General features: G+C 43.7%; 12 protein-coding genes. 6 read left to right on the top strand and 6 right to left on the bottom strand.

Translation table 11 applies throughout. From position 1 onward, the window contains the following. Together folB and CZ794_RS10280 are read left to right on the top strand one after the other, a co-directional pair. Entirely contained in the window at positions 1 to 387 is a 387-nt protein-coding gene (gene folB, locus CZ794_RS10275; protein WP_087041496.1) for a dihydroneopterin aldolase, read from the top strand. After that, positions 341 to 910, top strand: a complete 570-nt coding sequence (locus tag CZ794_RS10280; RefSeq protein WP_256958939.1) for a 2-amino-4-hydroxy-6-hydroxymethyldihydropteridine diphosphokinase — start codon at positions 341 to 343, stop codon at positions 908 to 910. Before folB ends, CZ794_RS10280 begins: the two co-directional genes overlap by 47 nt. A 130-nt stretch (positions 911 to 1,040) precedes the next feature. Here CZ794_RS10280 and cysE read toward each other — a convergent pair whose 3' ends face one another. The 4 genes from cysE to dnaE form a co-directional block, all read right to left on the bottom strand. After that, on the bottom strand, positions 1,041 to 1,955 hold the full coding sequence (gene cysE, locus CZ794_RS10285) for a serine O-acetyltransferase (protein WP_087041497.1): 915 nt from the start codon (positions 1,953 to 1,955) through the stop codon (positions 1,041 to 1,043). A 248-nt stretch (positions 1,956 to 2,203) separates the two neighbouring features. Next, entirely contained in the window at positions 2,204 to 3,112 is a 909-nt protein-coding gene (locus tag CZ794_RS10290) for an RNA methyltransferase (protein ID WP_087041498.1), read from the bottom strand. Beyond that, entirely contained in the window at positions 3,112 to 3,492 is a 381-nt protein-coding gene (locus tag CZ794_RS10295) for an Hpt domain-containing protein (protein WP_087041499.1), read from the bottom strand. The genes CZ794_RS10290 and CZ794_RS10295 overlap by 1 nt, the downstream gene beginning before the upstream one ends. Before the next feature lie 73 nt (positions 3,493 to 3,565). Further along, positions 3,566 to 7,255, bottom strand: a complete 3,690-nt coding sequence (gene dnaE / locus CZ794_RS10300) for a DNA polymerase III subunit alpha (protein WP_087041500.1) — start codon at positions 7,253 to 7,255, stop codon at positions 3,566 to 3,568. Between the two features lie 341 nt (positions 7,256 to 7,596). Between dnaE and CZ794_RS10305 the strand changes: the two genes are divergently transcribed. Continuing rightward, the gene (locus CZ794_RS10305; RefSeq protein WP_087041501.1) at positions 7,597 to 8,727 is read left to right on the top strand and encodes a restriction endonuclease; all 1,131 of its coding nucleotides are present in this window, start codon (positions 7,597 to 7,599) and stop codon (positions 8,725 to 8,727) included. Positions 8,728 to 8,824: 97 nt separating this feature from the next. On the opposite strand, the gene ggt is transcribed toward CZ794_RS10305, so the two are convergent. Continuing rightward, on the bottom strand, positions 8,825 to 10,777 hold the full coding sequence (ggt, locus tag CZ794_RS10310) for a gamma-glutamyltransferase (protein ID WP_087041502.1): 1,953 nt from the start codon (positions 10,775 to 10,777) through the stop codon (positions 8,825 to 8,827). Between the two features lie 328 nt (positions 10,778 to 11,105). On the opposite strand from ggt, the gene CZ794_RS10315 reads away from it, so the two are divergent. Both CZ794_RS10315 and CZ794_RS10320 read left to right on the top strand, forming a co-directional pair. After that, positions 11,106 to 13,103: a hypothetical protein gene (locus tag CZ794_RS10315; RefSeq protein WP_087041503.1), complete on the top strand. Its 1,998-nt coding sequence runs from the start codon at positions 11,106 to 11,108 to the stop codon at positions 13,101 to 13,103. A gap of 44 nt (positions 13,104 to 13,147) precedes the next feature. Further along, positions 13,148 to 14,749, top strand: coding sequence for a hypothetical protein (locus CZ794_RS10320; RefSeq protein WP_087041504.1), 1,602 nt, complete (start codon positions 13,148 to 13,150; stop codon positions 14,747 to 14,749). A gap of 211 nt (positions 14,750 to 14,960) precedes the next feature. Here the strand turns inward: CZ794_RS10320 and CZ794_RS10325 are convergent, their stop codons facing one another. Continuing rightward, the gene (locus CZ794_RS10325) at positions 14,961 to 15,482 is read right to left on the bottom strand and encodes a Spy/CpxP family protein refolding chaperone (RefSeq protein WP_087041505.1); all 522 of its coding nucleotides are present in this window, start codon (positions 15,480 to 15,482) and stop codon (positions 14,961 to 14,963) included. A gap of 228 nt (positions 15,483 to 15,710) precedes the next feature. Between CZ794_RS10325 and CZ794_RS10330 the strand changes: the two genes are divergently transcribed. Further along, positions 15,711 to 16,397, top strand: coding sequence for a response regulator transcription factor (locus CZ794_RS10330; protein WP_062844450.1), 687 nt, complete (start codon positions 15,711 to 15,713; stop codon positions 16,395 to 16,397).

The following is a 16,397-nucleotide window of genomic DNA, read 5'->3' on the forward strand; positions in this document are numbered from 1 at the left end:
ATGTTTCATACCCAATCTGATGTTGTATTTGTAAAAGGCTTAAAAGTAGAGGCCGTCATTGGTGTTTATGAATGGGAGCGTGTGATTACGCAGCCGCTGCTGATTGATATCGCACTTGAAACCGATATCAGCCGTGCTGCTATATCAGATGATGTCAACGATGCGCTGAACTACAAAGCTGTGTGCGATGATGTCAGCGCATGGTGTCAAACCATTCAAGCAAAGCTTCTTGAACATTTGGCAGGGCAGATTGCTGATAATCTACTGGCAAAATACGCGACTCAAAAAGTCACGCTCAGTATTGCCAAACCGACGGCCATCAAACCGGCGGACGCGGTTGGTGTACAAATCACTCGTCACGCCGAAGCGTCATCCAATGATGCATAAAGCACTGATAGATTTGCAGGATTTTGAGCGTTTGCAGAGAGAGGAGCCTGAAGCGTTGCAAGCGCATTCGGTGACGGCAGTGCTATTGGCTTTGGGCAGTAATTATCAGGCAGAAACGTATCTGCCAGTTGCGCAAGCGCAATTGGCAGCGTTAGGTCAGATACAATTATCGACCGCTTTTCAAAATCCTGACTTTACGGCCACTGTTGAACATCCAAAGCCTGATTACACCAATCAATGTGTACATCTAGCATTGACAATACCGATGACATTGCAGCAGCTACAGCAAACATTTAAAGATCTTGAAGGAGATTGCAATCGGTGTCGGCAGACTGATGTCAATCAGGTACGGTTGGTGACAATGGATATTGATATCCTGCTGATCAAACTGGCTGATAAAAAAAATAGCCTAAGCAAAAATGATAAATCCAAATGGATCATCATGAAAGATCGTTATCCATTCAAATCACATGAAACGGCAGGCATTAACGAGCTGATCGCAGAAGGGTTATGTGGAAAATAAACAAGCGATTAATACCAAAAAAGTATTGTCGAACATTTATATAAAAAAATAGCGATATAGAAAGCGTCATAATGACCATCTATATCGCTATGAAATTCCGTAATCTAGTCTTGATAAATCAAAGCGATGCTCACTTTGAAGCAGCATCAGTCTTATCTAAATCGTCATTACCAATCACATCGAAATCTTCTAGACACAGTTTATCGTATTCTTTTTTACAAAAATCAGGATCAATTTGGCACATTGCGGCCTGTAATTGGTCCAGACGGTTTTCTGATTGCTGAATGTGCTCAAGCATCTTAGCAAACGCTTCTGTGACTGGATCTTGTGAAGAAGGATCAACCCCATATGCTTGGAAGGTAGTGGTACGCTTGGTGTTTGAAGCGGCTTGCTTACCATGGTTTTTTTCAGGATTGCCTGCCGCTTGCGCTACTTTTTCTTGTTGTTTGGCATCTTGTACTTGGGTGGTGATGGGATTGCCTTTTTCATCATGATGATCTGAAATCATACGAGCGGCGCTGCCGACCATCGTTGCGCCAGCTGGTACTGGCTTTACCACCACGGCATTTGAACCGATTTTGGCATTTTTACCAACGGTGAAGGGCCCCAAAACTTTTGCACCAGCACCAACAGTGACACCATCCTCTAATGTCGGATGACGCTTGCCATTATTCCAAGACACGCCGCCAAGCGTTACGCCGTGATACAGGGTCACATCGTTACCAATCTCCGCAGTTTCACCAATAACAACGCCAACCCCATGGTCAATAAAGAAGCGCTTACCGATTTTGGCAGCAGGGTGAATCTCGATACCAGTAATAATGCGTGAACCATAAGAAATCACACGGGCTGCCAGTTTTTGCTCTTTATTCCAAAGGCAATGCGCGCCGCGATGCAAGATAAGTGCGTGAAAGCCAGGGTAGGTCAGTATGATTTCTAAACTATTACGTGCTGCAGGATCACGAGTGAACACGGCATCGATATCTTCTTTTAAGTCTTTTTTGATGGTGGCAAGCGACTTAAACCATTTGGATGGGAATGACATAAAGCGTCCTATCTATTTGTCGGTAAAATGTCTTGATCAAGAATGCTGTGATAAAAACAGTCATCTCTTAATTTGTCATTATTATATTTCCATGAATATTGAGATTTATTGATACCCATTTCTCTCAAGTTATATCAGCTTTGCATCATAAAATATAGTGATGAATCATCATATCAACGCTGATTGATCAATGGGTACTGACGCACTGGCGTCAGATTTTTACCCATTTTTAAAAATATACGTGCTATCTATACTTTTGAGAGTTTGGCGATGAGCGAGCTTAGTAACTGATACTCTTTTTGATCAAGTTGCAGGCGAGAGCCAAGTCTCGATAGTCTCGACGGTAATGATTTTAAATGTTCGCTATCTGCTAGGCCACGCTGAACCATCAAATCAGTCGTACGCTGGGTAAGCTGTTGTAGCTGCTGCTGCGTGATGGCAGGCTCATCCCATTGCTGGCGAAGATGGACATCGACAGTTGGCTGAGTGGTCACGCTTTTATTATCGTCTAAGCTGATATCATCAGTCTTAGCATTGGCCTGAACATGGCCTTGTGTATAAGCAAAAATAAAGCTTGCGATGACTTGAACGGCTGATGCCACATTGAGAACAGGGTAGTTGGGATTGGCGTCTATTTGGATATGATAGTCTGCACAAGCCAGCTCTTCATTGGTCAGTCCTCGGTCTTCACGACCAAACAAGATAGCAATGTTTGGCTTATTTTTGCTATCGTCCGCTTGATCGATATCAAGATCCTCTTTACCTTGAGTATTCAATGCAGATTGATTGTCAATAAAGGCCAGCATGATCTGAGCTGCCTGTGTTGGCGTGACGACCGGCCGTGGCAAATGACGGCTACGACTACTGGCCGCAAACACGAGCTGACAGTTGGCAATCGCTGATTCCAGCGTTGGCGCAATAATGGCAGATGCCAATAAGTCACTACCACCAGCGGCATGTGACACACTAGACTCATCGATTGGCAGTTTAGGATCAACAACAGTTAAGCGCGACAAACTCATCGTATGCATGGCGCGCGCCGCCGAACCAATATTGGCAGGCAAGGTTGTATTGACCATAACCACTTGCATGCAATCAAGATAATCACTCACGCTATGAATAGGTGCTGAGGCTGATGACAAAGAAGTGTGACTCATTATTGCCCCAGTCTTTGATTGATTTCTTGTTCAGCACGTTGTAGAGCGACAGCGATATTTTCAATAAGATCAGTTTGCTCGCTGATCAGTTGCTCACGGCAGCGCTCTTGCAACTGACTACTCAAAGTCATTACTTGCGTTGCACCCAAATTAGCACTAGCACCTTTTAGGGCATGAGCAATCTCAAAACCATTAGTATTGTTTTGTTCTTGCTGCGCTGCGCGAAGCGCTGATATACGCTGGCGACTGTCAGCGAGATAGACTTGTATCAAATCGGCAAAATCCTCTTCTAATAAGTCGCGCATGTCTTCAAATTGCTCATGATTGATGATTTCTTCATCAGTCTGCACAGTCGTATTGCTATTGGGTATATTATTCATAGTTTGTTATCCGGTTTTTTGAAATTAATACAATAAAATTACTATAATGAATTTTTCGACCGTAAAGTACGTTTTAGCTGTAATGAAAGTGTAAGCTGTCCTCATTAACCATGGTTTTTAATTGCTGTAAATTGTCATCGTTGGGGTAGATACGCCAGTGCTCTGATAAACTGACATTGGCAATACCAAATTTTTCGTAAATACTTAACCCAAGCGGCAGACAGTTATCATTGATAGACGTGTCTGTATTGCTCAGTGCATTATTGGCATATTGACCCATCTCATTTTCTAAAGCCAATAAATCATTACCATCTTCATCGTATAAACTTCCGCCCATAGCAGGGTCATAAGCGCCATCGCTGCCATAATTGTCAGATTCGTTTTGCTCGTCACTGTACCCTAAGCGCGGCGCAGGTATGATGTCTGCTTGTGCTGATTTAAGTAAAGGTTGCAGACGCATGAGCAAATTAATGTCACTCGCTTGAATCTTGATGCTGATTTTTTTGAGCCAACGCAAGCGCGCATCAACGATGCTCATGGCATTATCGAGACGGGCAAATAAACGACCATCGCGCTCACGGATACTGCCCTTGATAATCACCACTTCGTCAACTTTTAACTGCTCTTTAACGCGGTTGAAACGCTCTGCATAGCAGCTAACTTCCAGACGAGACGTACCGTCATCTAACGTGATGACATTGCGATTACCAAAATTGGCAATATCTATAATCAATCCTGAAAAATAACAGCTGCCATTGTAGCCAGTGTCCGTCAGCTTGTTCAGTCGAGCGCCTGAGGTATAGCGTTTTAGCTCATCTAAGTATTCATTGATCGGATGACCTGTTAAGTACAGACCTAAGGTGTTTTTTTCAGCTTTGAGGCGATGCTTATCTCCCCAAATCAGCTCTGGCGTCATCACAAGTGGCGGCGCGGCAACCACGCCATCCATTTCACCGAACAGATCCATCATGCCAAGCTCATTGTTTTGACGATCTTGCTCAGCGGCTTGTACAGCGTTTGGCAATTGACTCATCAATGCACCGCGAATCTCATAAGCGGCATCTGCTGGCAAGTCGGGTCGAAGAGTGGCGGCAAAATCATCAAAACAGCCAGCACTCACCAAAGCTTCAAGCGTACGTTTATTGACTTTTTTGATGTCTACGCGGCGACAAAAATCGTATAAGTCTTTAAAAGGACCATCCGTGCGCCGTGCTTCCACGATGGATTCAACCGCGCCTTCACCAACCCCTTTAATCGCACCCAGACCATAAATGATATTGGTCGGTGTGTCAGCGACGAAATGCCATTCACTGCGGTTAACGGATGGATTGACCACAGTCAAACCGAAGTTTTCGCGGCAGTCATTGATAAAGAACACCACGTTGTCGGTGTTGTTCATATCAGAGGTCAATACTGCGGCCATAAATTCAGCAGGGTAGTACTGTTTTAAATACGCCGTTTGATACGCCAGTACACCGTAAGCGGCGGAATGTGAGCGGTTAAACCCGTACCCTGCGAACTTCTCCATCAAGTCAAACACACCGCCTGAGGTAACCTCATCGATACCCTGAGACGTCGCGCCTGTCACAAAAATATCGCGCTGCTTGGCCATTTCTTCAGGTTTTTTCTTACCCATGGCGCGGCGTAGCATATCAGCGCCGCCCAAGCTATAGCCTGCCATGACCTGCGAGATTTGCATGACTTGTTCTTGGTACACAATAACGCCATTGGTGTTTTCTAATATGGGCTCAAGATTGGGATGATCGTAGATGACTTCTTCGCGGCCGTGCTTACGGTCGATATACATCTCTACCATGCCAGCATCAAGGGGCCCTGGACGATAGAGCGCACACATGGCGATCACATCTTCGATATTGGTCGGCTGTAATTTGGCGAGATACTTTTTCATGCCCATACTTTCTAACTGAAAGACAGCCGTGGTCTTGGCATCTTGCAGTAGTTTATAAGCTTTGGCGTCATCTAAAGGCAAGTCTTCTAACACCAAGGCATCCACGCCTTCTTTGGCACGGCGTAGATTGATGTTTTCAACCGCAGCATTGATAACGGTTAAGTTACGCAAACCTAAGAAGTCAAACTTGACCAGCCCAACAGCTTCCACATCATCCTTGTCAAATTGGCTAACGCGATGCCCTTCATCATCACAATAAATGGCACTAAAATCGGTAATCTTATGCGGAGCAATGAGAACGCCACCAGCATGTTTACCGACATTTCGGCAAACGCCTTCAAGCTTGATCGCCATCTCCCAAATCTCAATGGCATCCTCATAATCCATATTATCAGGATTGGAGATTAAGTCTTTGAGCTGCGGCTCTTGCTCTAGCGCTTGGCTAAGCGTGATGCCTGGTGTTTTAGGAATAAGTTTAGAGATCTTATTTGCCAAAAAATATGACTTACTTTGGACGCGCGCCACATCACGCACCACCGCTTTTGCCGCCATCGTACCAAAGGTGATAATCTGCGAGACCGCCTCACGTCCATAAGTTTGGGCTACATAGTCAATGACACGGTCGCGCCCCTCGATACAAAAATCGATATCAAAATCGGGCATAGAGACACGTTCAGGGTTTAAGAAGCGCTCAAATAATAGATCATAATGAATCGGGTCAAGGTCTGTGATGTTAAGCGCATAGGCGACAAGCGAGCCAGCACCAGAGCCACGACCTGGCCCCACAGGTACGCCATTGGCTTTTGCCCAGCGGATAAAGTCCATGACGATTAAGAAGTAACCAGGAAAGCCCATGGATAAAATAACTTCTAACTCGTACTCTAGACGCTCATCGTACTTTTGGCGAATGTCGCTCCAATTATCACGGCGTGTCTCAATAGGAAATAGCTTGTCTAATCGATGATCAAGACCACGCTGCGACTCTGAGCGAAAAAACGTTTCAATCGTCTCTCCCTCAGGCACTGGGAAGTCGGGCAATACATTAATACCAAGGGTCAAAGACACATTACAGCGCGTTGCCAAACGTAAGGTGTTGTCAATCACCTGCGGAATATCAGCAAACCGCTGCGCCATTTGTTCTTGAGTTTTTAAATACTGCTCATCGGAGTAGGTCTGCGGGCGACTTGGATCAGCCAATACGTAGGAGCCTGCAATACAAACACGCGCTTCATGAGCATCAAAATCGTCTTGCTGTAAAAAACGCACGTCATTATGCGCAATAATAGGAATGTTGTGCTTGGCACCTGATTGGATAGCCGCCTTAATAAAAGCATCTTCTCCTGCGCGATTGGTACGTTTGATGGCAAAATACAGGCGATCATGAAATTGCGCTTGCCATTCTGCAAGTAGCTCGTCGGCCTTTTCTGGCATAGAACCAACCAGCGCCTGACCCACGTCTGATTTTTCAGCGAGCAGTACAATCACGCCGGCTGCGTGCTCTAAGATATGACGACGCTTAATGACAGGCGTACCATGATTGACAGGGTCAGCACGGCCTTCAGTAAAGCCAAGCGATACGATACGAGTGATGTTTTGATACCCTTCGTTGTTCATTGCGAGCAATGTCAGGCGCGTGTCTTCATTGTCCATGATGACTTCGCTGCCGATAATCGGCTTGATACCAGCGCTTAAACAGGCACGATAGAACTTCACTGTCGCATACAAATTGGACAAGTCAGTCAGTGCAAGTGCACGCTGATTGTCCGCTGCCGCAGCTTTAACGAGCGGCTTGATACGCACGATAGAATCAGTGATGGAATATTCGCTGTGAATGCCAAGGTGTACAAATGCCATAGAGGACTCTTACGGATACGATTAAAAATATCGATATTAAAATAAATTTAATATTATCAATGCTTTAATCTGGTATATGAGACAAAAAATACAGAAGGAATCGTATTTATTCGTTTTAAATCAGGTCGTTAATAATAGCATTATTTGCCGTAGACAGCCACCGATTGCATTTACTAATGACCGTCGGATCGGCTGCTTTCTCATTAATAAAGCAAATGCTGAACGTTTTATTGTGAATAGGTGGTATCAAAAGCATTTATCTTCAAGTTATTATGATATAAATAAAGTTAAATCCATTTTCATAAACTATTGTTCATGCAACCCAAAACGACGGTAACACTATGAGTAATATTACAAAGCTGCCAGCATTTGGCGATATGTTAAATGCTGGAATACAAACTGTAAAAAACCTCAGTACACGCAATACGATTGGTCGCACTGTGTTTTATAGAGAGTTTGAAAAGTTAGCGCAGATTGTAAATGATCACAAAGAAATTAATTACATGAGCAATTATGATATACGGCATGAATGTCACAATGGTTCACCTTGTTATGATGAAATTGTCGATTTAATTCTATTGTGTCTATCGGCAATGGGTCTGGTCCAAGAAGGTAAGTTCAGTTTGGTACCGAATTTAAATCAAAATTTTGCTAATTTCATTACTTTTGATGAAAAGGTGACACCCAAAAACATGATACGTTTAGATCCTTTTGGCAAAGTCTACTTTTGGCTAGCTGGAAACAATTTCAACCAATATATTAGTGACGGTATTCCAAATAGTGATTATATTGCCAATTTAAACCGTTTTGATAATAAAGCGTTTGCTGATCTGCAAAAAGTCAATATTGCTGCTTACGGAAAAAATGGCGATACGCTTATTAATCATTTAATAGAAGAAACACAGCGCCGAACGTCTATATTTATGAATAATTATGCAGACGCGGCTGTTGGTAATGACTTTGTCAAAGTCACACCCAGTATGATTATGACTCAAATTGAAAGTTTGTCTCCCTTACAGTTTGAATGGTTTTGTCTAAAATTGATTGAACGTTCGCTAGAAATTGAAAGTCCTGAGAGTAATTTAACGTCCCGTCATACTGGTCGCTCAAACGACAATGGTATTGACGGTCTCATCATTCAAGATTTCCCAGATGGAGAAGTGCATAACTATTACATTCAAGCCAAACAGTACAGTGCAGGTAATAACATATCTAATGGCGATTTGAGAAATTTCATAGGTGCTTATCCACCGCAAAAAACCAATCATCACGGTTTATTTATTACCACGACAAGCTTTACCAAGCCTGCACAAGATTATGCAAATTCAACTGATTCGCACAGTCTTATACTTATTGATCAAATGAATTTGATTGAGCTAATGATGCAACATAAAGTAGGTTTAAAAGAAGTAAATGCCCGACCAAAATTATTACTAGACAATGAATTTTTCGAAAAAATAAAACTCTACTAATTGCTATTTTCGAAAGCAAAAGATAAGCAAACTTTCTGAACAATAAAAAGCCTTCTATATCCATTTGATACAGAAGGCTTTTACTCCAAAAACTAAATTAATAACCAACCACGGCTGCATCAACAATTCGTGGATCAGAAGATCCATAGACGCCATCTGGCGTAATCATGATTGACTGGGTTGAACCCATGGTGGCTTGTGGACTGACGGTATGTCCCATAGATTCGAGTTTTTTGATGGTGTCTACGTTGAGGGCTTTTTCGATACGAATCTCATCTGGCAACCATTGGTCATGGATACGCGGCGCGTGAGTTGCCTCAGCGATATTCATATCATGATCGAGTACATTTGAGATAACTTGAGTGACGGTTGTAATGATACGGCTACCACCTGGGCTGCCTGTGACGATATAAGGTTTGCTGTCTTTGAACACCAGTGTCGGACTCATTGAGGATAGCGGGCGCTTATTGGCTTCAACGGCATTTGCCTCACCGCCCAATAATCCATAACCATTCGGCACACCTGGTTTGGCAGAAAAATCATCCATTTCATTGTTGAGTAAAATCCCCGTACCCTCAGCGACCAAACCAGTGCCGTAAGAGAAGTTTAGGGTATAAGTATTGGCGATCGCATTGCCGTCTTTATCTACGATAGAAAAATGCGTGGTCTGATCACTTTCGTAAGGAAGTGGATTGCTCGCTTTAATCGTGGACGCTGGGGTGGCTTTGTTTGGATCGATCAAACCGCGTAATTTATCGGCATAAGCTTGTGAGGTTAAACCACTTGACGGTACGTCAATAAAGTCAGAGTCGCCTAAGTATTCAGCGCGGTCTGCATAAGCCAGCTGCATAGCCTCAGCCATTAAGTGAATGGTTTGGGCGCTGTTTTGTCCGTAGTCTTTTAGCGGATAGCCTTCTAATATGTTTAAGATTTGAATGATGTGAATACCGCCTGAAGAGGGCGGCGGCATAGAGACAATTTCATAGCCACGGTAGTCGCCTTTGACGGGCACGCGAGCGATGGCTTCGTAGTTGTCTAAATCCTCTAAACTCATCCGACCGCCTGCATCAGTGACAGCTTTGACCAATTTTCTGGCGGTTTCGCCTTTATAAAATCCATCTGCCCCTTGAGCCGCAATCAGTTTTAGTGAGCGGGCAAGCTCGGGTTGTTTCAAGCGCTCACCAGGTTGATAGGCGCTGCCGTCAGGTTTAAAAAATATCTTTTTGGTGCTCGGCCATTTTTGTAAGCGATCACTTAGGGCTTCTAGTGACTCGGACAGTCCAGCGGTGACTTCGATACCATTCTCTGCCAGTGCAATGGCAGGAGCCATAACTTGTTCACGGCTCATTGTGCCATGATCTTCTAATGCTTTGAGCAATCCTGCGACAGTGCCTGGCACACCAACCGCTAAACCATGATAGCGTGATAAATCGCTCACGGCGTTGCCAGCGCTATCAAGGTACATATCACGTGTGGCACTGCTTGGTGCTTTTTCACGATAATCGAGCGCCACGGTTTTGCCTTGTTTTGCGTCATAAATCATCATAAAACCGCCACCGCCAATGTTGCCTGCGCGCGGTAACGTAACGGCAAGGGCGAAACCAACAGCGACCCCAGCATCAACGGCATTGCCGCCATCCTTTAGAATTTGAAGTCCGATATCAGAAGCCAGCGCTTCTTGAGTCGCGACCATGCCGTTCTTTGCCCATACTGGATGATGAATAGCATCGGCTGAGTAGATGGCTTGGTCGGTTTTGGCAGTTTTAGTTGTCGGTGTAAGGCTATTGGTTTTTGCGCGAGTGATTCGTTGGTTTTCAGTCAAAACGGTTGGTGCGTTGGTCATGATCGGTAGATTGATCGCACTGGTATTGAGTGAAGAATCACTCATCGTACTATTATTGACTGAGTTGGTGGTTTCTAATGCATGAGCAGAGACAGACAGTAATAGAGCACTACTGATGAGCAAGGCAGATTTTTTTAAGGAGGTTGTATGATGGGTTTTATTCTGTTCAGTCTTGTGCTGAATAAGACGGGATGATAGCGGCGCCATTGCAAATTCCTTTTTACGTGATTAAAAATTGGAGTAGTCAGTTTTATGAAACAATTGAGACACATGAATAGTAACGAAAATATTGAGTAGTAGAAAGTTGTTTATTGAGTATTATTTTTAGCCGTCGCTGCTCATAGTTATAATACGCTTGGTGTTTACATAATTACTATCATGGTTACCCTGATGTTTTTATTAAGAAAAATTCAAAAAAATATAAAGCGTCCTTAAATACTCATTGTTAATATTACTTAAGTGTAACTTTTTGTGCTATAAATATGCACAATAGTAGGCATTTATTATTGGCTGTTTATCTGATAAAGGGGCGCTCATGTTATTCACTCATCAAAAAAATCCCAAGCAACCACATTGCTCTAAAATCGCGTTGCGTCATTCCTCTATCCATCGTGAAAACAGCCATAAGCCTTATAAGCTGGTCTCTATTGCTCGTTGTGCACTACTGCTGGGTAGTACTTCGCTGATGCTGGCAGGTTGCCAATCCAACCCGAGTAGCTCATCATCTACTGCTACATCCAATAAAATGATAGATTTTAATATCGCAAATACTGCACAAAACCAAGCGCAGGGACGTGCACTTAATGCCAGTTTGGCTGCTGACTCTGAGCACTATGAACAGCTATTCAATCAAGACAAATATCCCAATACTGAGAGTCAGGCCAAAGCGCACTTATTGACCGCTATTCGTCAGCATTTAGCCTCAGAGCACGTTGCTGTTGCGAAGGCCAATTATCAAGCCGTACCCTTTATTGATCCAGACAGCATTGATGCAGGCTCTAGCAGCTTACTGAAGACGATTATAGAAACATACATGTATCAATCTGGGTTAGAGAGTGATTATAGTGAAAATAGCTATGATGAGAATGGCTACGATGAAAGCAGCTATGACTACACTGATGCCGATGAAGTCGTTGTCGATGAAGAAAATGTATCGGATACGATGCCTGAGGATGACTCTGAAGAAAACGCAGCAGCAGAAAGCGCCGCAATAGCCATGATATTGGAAGAGGCGGGCGAAAATGATGAGTCATCATACGACGACAACTACGATAATGAAGAAGACAGTGGCACTGATTATGGGCGAAGTAGTAGGTTCTCAGGCTTAAAAGCAAAAAACCTTCTACAAAACTATGAAGCCATGCAAATGGTAAAGCAACAGCCAAAGACAACCAGTGAAGCGCCCATATCATCCACAGGGCTGGTTGGTAATATCTTTACCATGTTCCACCGTACACCAGAGCAGATAGCGGCTTCAAATGCTTATCAATATAAACATCTAACATTCAATAGCGTCAGTCATTATCAACCTCAAAAAAGACAACTACAAAGTGTCTATAGCTATGATTATTTGACACCAACCATCGCCTCATCAATACAGATACCACTGGCGTTCGATTTTAATAACAGCAAGATCAAGGTTGATCCATCGGCAATCATGCCTATCATGGCGATTGTCAATCCTGAAAGCACTCCATTACCCAATCAGATGATTTCACATACGGTGAGTTTTGGTTTGCCCGACAGTATCACATCGCAACTACCGTCAGCGGTGCTCTATGATGCGGCAATTTCTGCCATACAAAATAGTATGGCGGAGCTTGCGCCCGAGCATTTTAGTGCGGTAGACATCGGTCAAGATCGGTTTGCTAAAGAAGTTGGCGCTAGCCGTGCGGTAAAAGTCTATTTCGGCAGTCAGCAAAGCGGTGAGATGATTGGTAAAGTACTCAAATACATGACCCAATCACTTCAGCAGTATGTCGATACTCATCCAGAAAAATACCCTGACGGTGCGCCGCTAAAAGCTGCGCTTGATAAAGCGGCATTGTATAACAAAGGCTATCAGAGTGCCGATGTAGGAGCGCTACTACAGCTTATTGAAGCCATTGGCCCTATCACATTTAACCAGATAAATTATTATTATTTGGACAGCGCCGATCGTCTGCTTGCCAAACAACAGCGTATGAATATCGGTGGGGATTTATTAGGTTCGACAACCACTGTATTGAACCAAGTACGCTACGACAAAGCCAGTTTTGATAAACATGCACTAACGCCCTTGTTGGCTGAATCTCTTGGAGACAATGCCAAACCTGCCATTGATGGCAACGCGTGGATGACCGCCCAGCGTCAACAAGAAGATAGGCTACAAGCGGCACATTACGCTCGCTACGACTATAGTGATCACCGCTTAGATGATGACTATCCGCGTGATTATGATGACAGTGAAGACAGCTATAACGACGATAGTAATGAGGACTATAGCATTACGCCGAGTGACGATGAGGCTGATAACAGCATAGAGGCTTGGTAGTACTGTCTTGTCACGTTTAAGCGAATATTTATTAAGGATAAAATATGAAAACAAATCATCAAGTTACTAAGCATTGTCTATCGTCGTCTATCAACAGCAAGACCTTATTTGCGAGTGCATTTTTGACAGCTGCCCTGTTATTGACGGGTTGCCAATCTACCAATCTGTCTAGTCACCCAAATCCATCTAGCACCATGACCAAAAACCAAACGTCAGCGGCAGCTAAAACCGCCTTAGCCACAGCATTGCAAAAACAGCGCCGTCAATCGTTTAGCTATCATAGTAATATTGAAATTAATAATGAGCAGCAATTTGCCAATGTAACAACAAACGATCAGGTCGCATCAGACTATCCAAGCGAATACTGCGAAGACACTCACGATCAAGCTTATGCGGCTTTACTTGAGCAAGCAGAAGGTCAAAATAAGGATGTCTTAAATACTGAGTATGATGCTCAGCGTACGGCATTAAAAAACAATTATCTTGAATGCAATGCTGCGTATGAAGCGTGGGTAGACCATCAATACGACAGCGACATCGCTGTGCCGCCCTCTTACCAGCAGTTATTTGACAATTATGACAGCAAGATAAAGCCGCTAGAAATCAAAAAATCAAAACTGTTAGATGCTTATTGGTTCAAGCCTCTATCTTTCAATGCTCAAGGTATCTATCAGCCAATGGCTGGCAGGGCAACCATGCTCGCCAGCGCCCAGTATCAAGCGCGTAATCATCACAGTAGCATCAACCAGCCTATCTATATCGATTTTAAGAATGGCGATATTTATCTATGGGCAGATAATGTTGCGATGTTTAACTCCTCGATGTTAGATGATGCACTTGGTACAAAATGGCAAAATAAATGGTTAAAAATAGCCATGGATGATGGCACCTTGCCCAAAGGCTTTGGTCGTGAAGTGATAAAAAGTCACTTTGCGGCCATGGATGAGACATTTGAAACGGTGCCTGTGAGCCAATTTGACTATGTGGCGCCCAATACGCTAGCGTCGCTTTCTCCTAAATTACCAGCGTATCAGCTAACCCCAATGCTAGCGACTGATACCATCATTAGGCGTGTACAAAGTGCTGAGAGCTATGAGCAATTTTATCAAGACTATATGCGCGTTTTTTATGACCGCATCAGCAAACAATATCCTGAGCTGACTCAAACAAATGCCTCTGATCAATCAGAAAACACAACGTCTGATAAGTTCACCAGTAAAGCGTTGGTGCAGCAAGTGTTGGCCATGATAAAAAGTCAGGCGGAAGGTGGGGATGAAACAGAAGAGGGAGCACTGCCAGAGAACACAGAGGTGCAAGAGCTTTACGGATTTGATAAACGCGGTCAACTTAAATGGCAGCATCTGCGCAATGAGTTACTGAGTAAAACCAAAGCCGTTTCTGGTACGTCAAGTAAGGGCGTGACTGTAGATATGTTGCAGCAATATTCTGCCATAAGCCATCAAGACATGGCGTTTCCTACCTTGCCAAGTGATGTGCAAGTGCCAAATGCCAGCAATAGTATTGATGCAAGAAAGTATGGCAAAGAGCTGATGCAGTATTACCGCGATGGGAATGGTACTTTTATGGGTAAAATGATATTCAGTAGATTTCCCACGTCTATAGAAGCGAGTGGGGCGGTTGATTAAAGAGCGTGATTGAGATCTCAGTAAATTGAGAGCCCAGTAAGTTGAGATCTTAATAAATTGTTAGACAGTTTAATCATCCATAAAAAAAGTGCACCGTTGATACGATGCACTTTTTTATATGCTTATATTGCAGACTGAGTATGACAAGATACTAAGTATGACAAATAGTATAACAAGACAGAGCGCTGTACCACACGTTGCCTATTAAGAATTACATGCCTTGCTGTTTTTTACCTGCCATTTTGTGATGGCCTGGACCTTTATGTCCTTTAGCCATTCTTTCAGCTTCTAATTTTGCCAGTTTTGCACGCTGCTCGGGTGTCAAGACTTGGGCAATAGCATGCTGAGTTTGTACACGTTCAATAAAGCGCTGCTTTGTTTTCGCGGCTTGCTGATCAGCCAAACGATTTACGGCAGCAGTGTTGAGCGTACTTGCATTGGTCAAAGCTTGCATTTGCTGATGCATCTGCATACGCTCTGCTTTATTTTCAGCGCGATCAGCTTTGTAGTCACCATGTTTTGCTTCCATAATTGCTTTGATTTGCGCTTGTTGCGTCGCTGTCAGATCCAACTGAGACATAGGGCCTCTCATACCGCCCTTTTTCATGCCGTCTTTGTGCTGCATTTTGCTAGACGTTGGTGCCGTGTCAGTAGTTGCATTAACGCTGGTACATGCAGTCACAGTAAACACGCTAGACATTGCCAGTACTGAGCCCAATAGTAGTTTTTTCATAGTGTAATCCTTTATGTCGTTTGGTTGAATGATAATGAACAGCAACGTTTGATTTTGCCAATATGACCATGGCAAAGTGCAGTACTCGCTGTTGATGAGGCTATTCTACGACAGCTAAAGGTTACGAACATTTATGAAATATTAAGAAAGGTAACGGTTATGGCGTATCGATCAGTAATTGCCTGATAATATAAGTAACAAAGCTATTGACCGCTTAAGGAGACAACGGTGCCGAATATACTGCTGGGCGATGATGATGAAGAGCTGACTCAGTTATTACAAGAATATCTCCATAATCATGGCGTGACTTGCGACTGTGTTCATGATGGTGAAGCCGTGATTCAAACACTAAAAGCGGCGAGTAACAATGCGTCTGCTTATGACTTGCTGGTGCTAGATATCATGATGCCAAAAATTGATGGATTAAGTGTGCTGCGCCAACTGCCAAACATCAGTGATGTGCCTGTTATCATGTTGACTGCCAAAGGCGAAGAGATTGATCGTATCATTGGCTTAGAGCTTGGGGCTGATGATTATATCACCAAACCCTGCAATCCTCGGGAGCTGCTGGCGCGTATCAATGCGGTGATTAAACGCACCAACGCGGTTGCATCAGAGCACACGCCGTTACCAGAGAGCCGACTGCATCTTGATCAAAATCAGAGGCTGTGTCAGATAGATGGTGTCGAGCTGCAAGTGACTGGTACAGAGTTTGATCTGTTGGTTGCATTGCTCAAACAAAAGGGTGAGGTCGTGAGTAAGACGTGGCTGTCAGAGCACATTTTGCAGCGCGAATTGCAGCCATTTGATCGCAGTTTGGATGTTCATATTTCGCGCTTGCGTAAAAAACTTCAACCCTTTCACGATGAACCGATTAAAGCGGTTCGCGGTAAAGGCTATCAATTGGTACTGTAA

The organism is Psychrobacter sp. JB385 (assembly GCF_900163785.1).
Taxonomy (GTDB): domain Bacteria; phylum Pseudomonadota; class Gammaproteobacteria; order Pseudomonadales; family Moraxellaceae; genus Psychrobacter.

Coding starts and splice junctions, on each gene's coding strand:
- CZ794_RS10325 (WP_087041505.1), bottom strand. CDS start 15,482: ATGAAAAAACTACTATTGGGCTCAGTACTGGCAATGTCTAGCGTGTTT.
- CZ794_RS10320 (WP_087041504.1), top strand. CDS start 13,148: ATGAAAACAAATCATCAAGTTACTAAGCATTGTCTATCGTCGTCTATC.
- CZ794_RS10290 (WP_087041498.1), bottom strand. CDS start 3,112: ATGAGTCACACTTCTTTGTCATCAGCCTCAGCACCTATTCATAGCGTG.
- CZ794_RS10305 (WP_087041501.1), top strand. CDS start 7,597: ATGAGTAATATTACAAAGCTGCCAGCATTTGGCGATATGTTAAATGCT.
- CZ794_RS10295 (WP_087041499.1), bottom strand. CDS start 3,492: ATGAATAATATACCCAATAGCAATACGACTGTGCAGACTGATGAAGAA.
- dnaE (WP_087041500.1), bottom strand. CDS start 7,255: ATGGCATTTGTACACCTTGGCATTCACAGCGAATATTCCATCACTGAT.
- folB (WP_087041496.1), top strand. CDS start 1: ATGTTTCATACCCAATCTGATGTTGTATTTGTAAAAGGCTTAAAAGTA.
- ggt (WP_087041502.1), bottom strand. CDS start 10,777: ATGGCGCCGCTATCATCCCGTCTTATTCAGCACAAGACTGAACAGAAT.
- CZ794_RS10315 (WP_087041503.1), top strand. CDS start 11,106: ATGTTATTCACTCATCAAAAAAATCCCAAGCAACCACATTGCTCTAAA.
- cysE (WP_087041497.1), bottom strand. CDS start 1,955: ATGTCATTCCCATCCAAATGGTTTAAGTCGCTTGCCACCATCAAAAAA.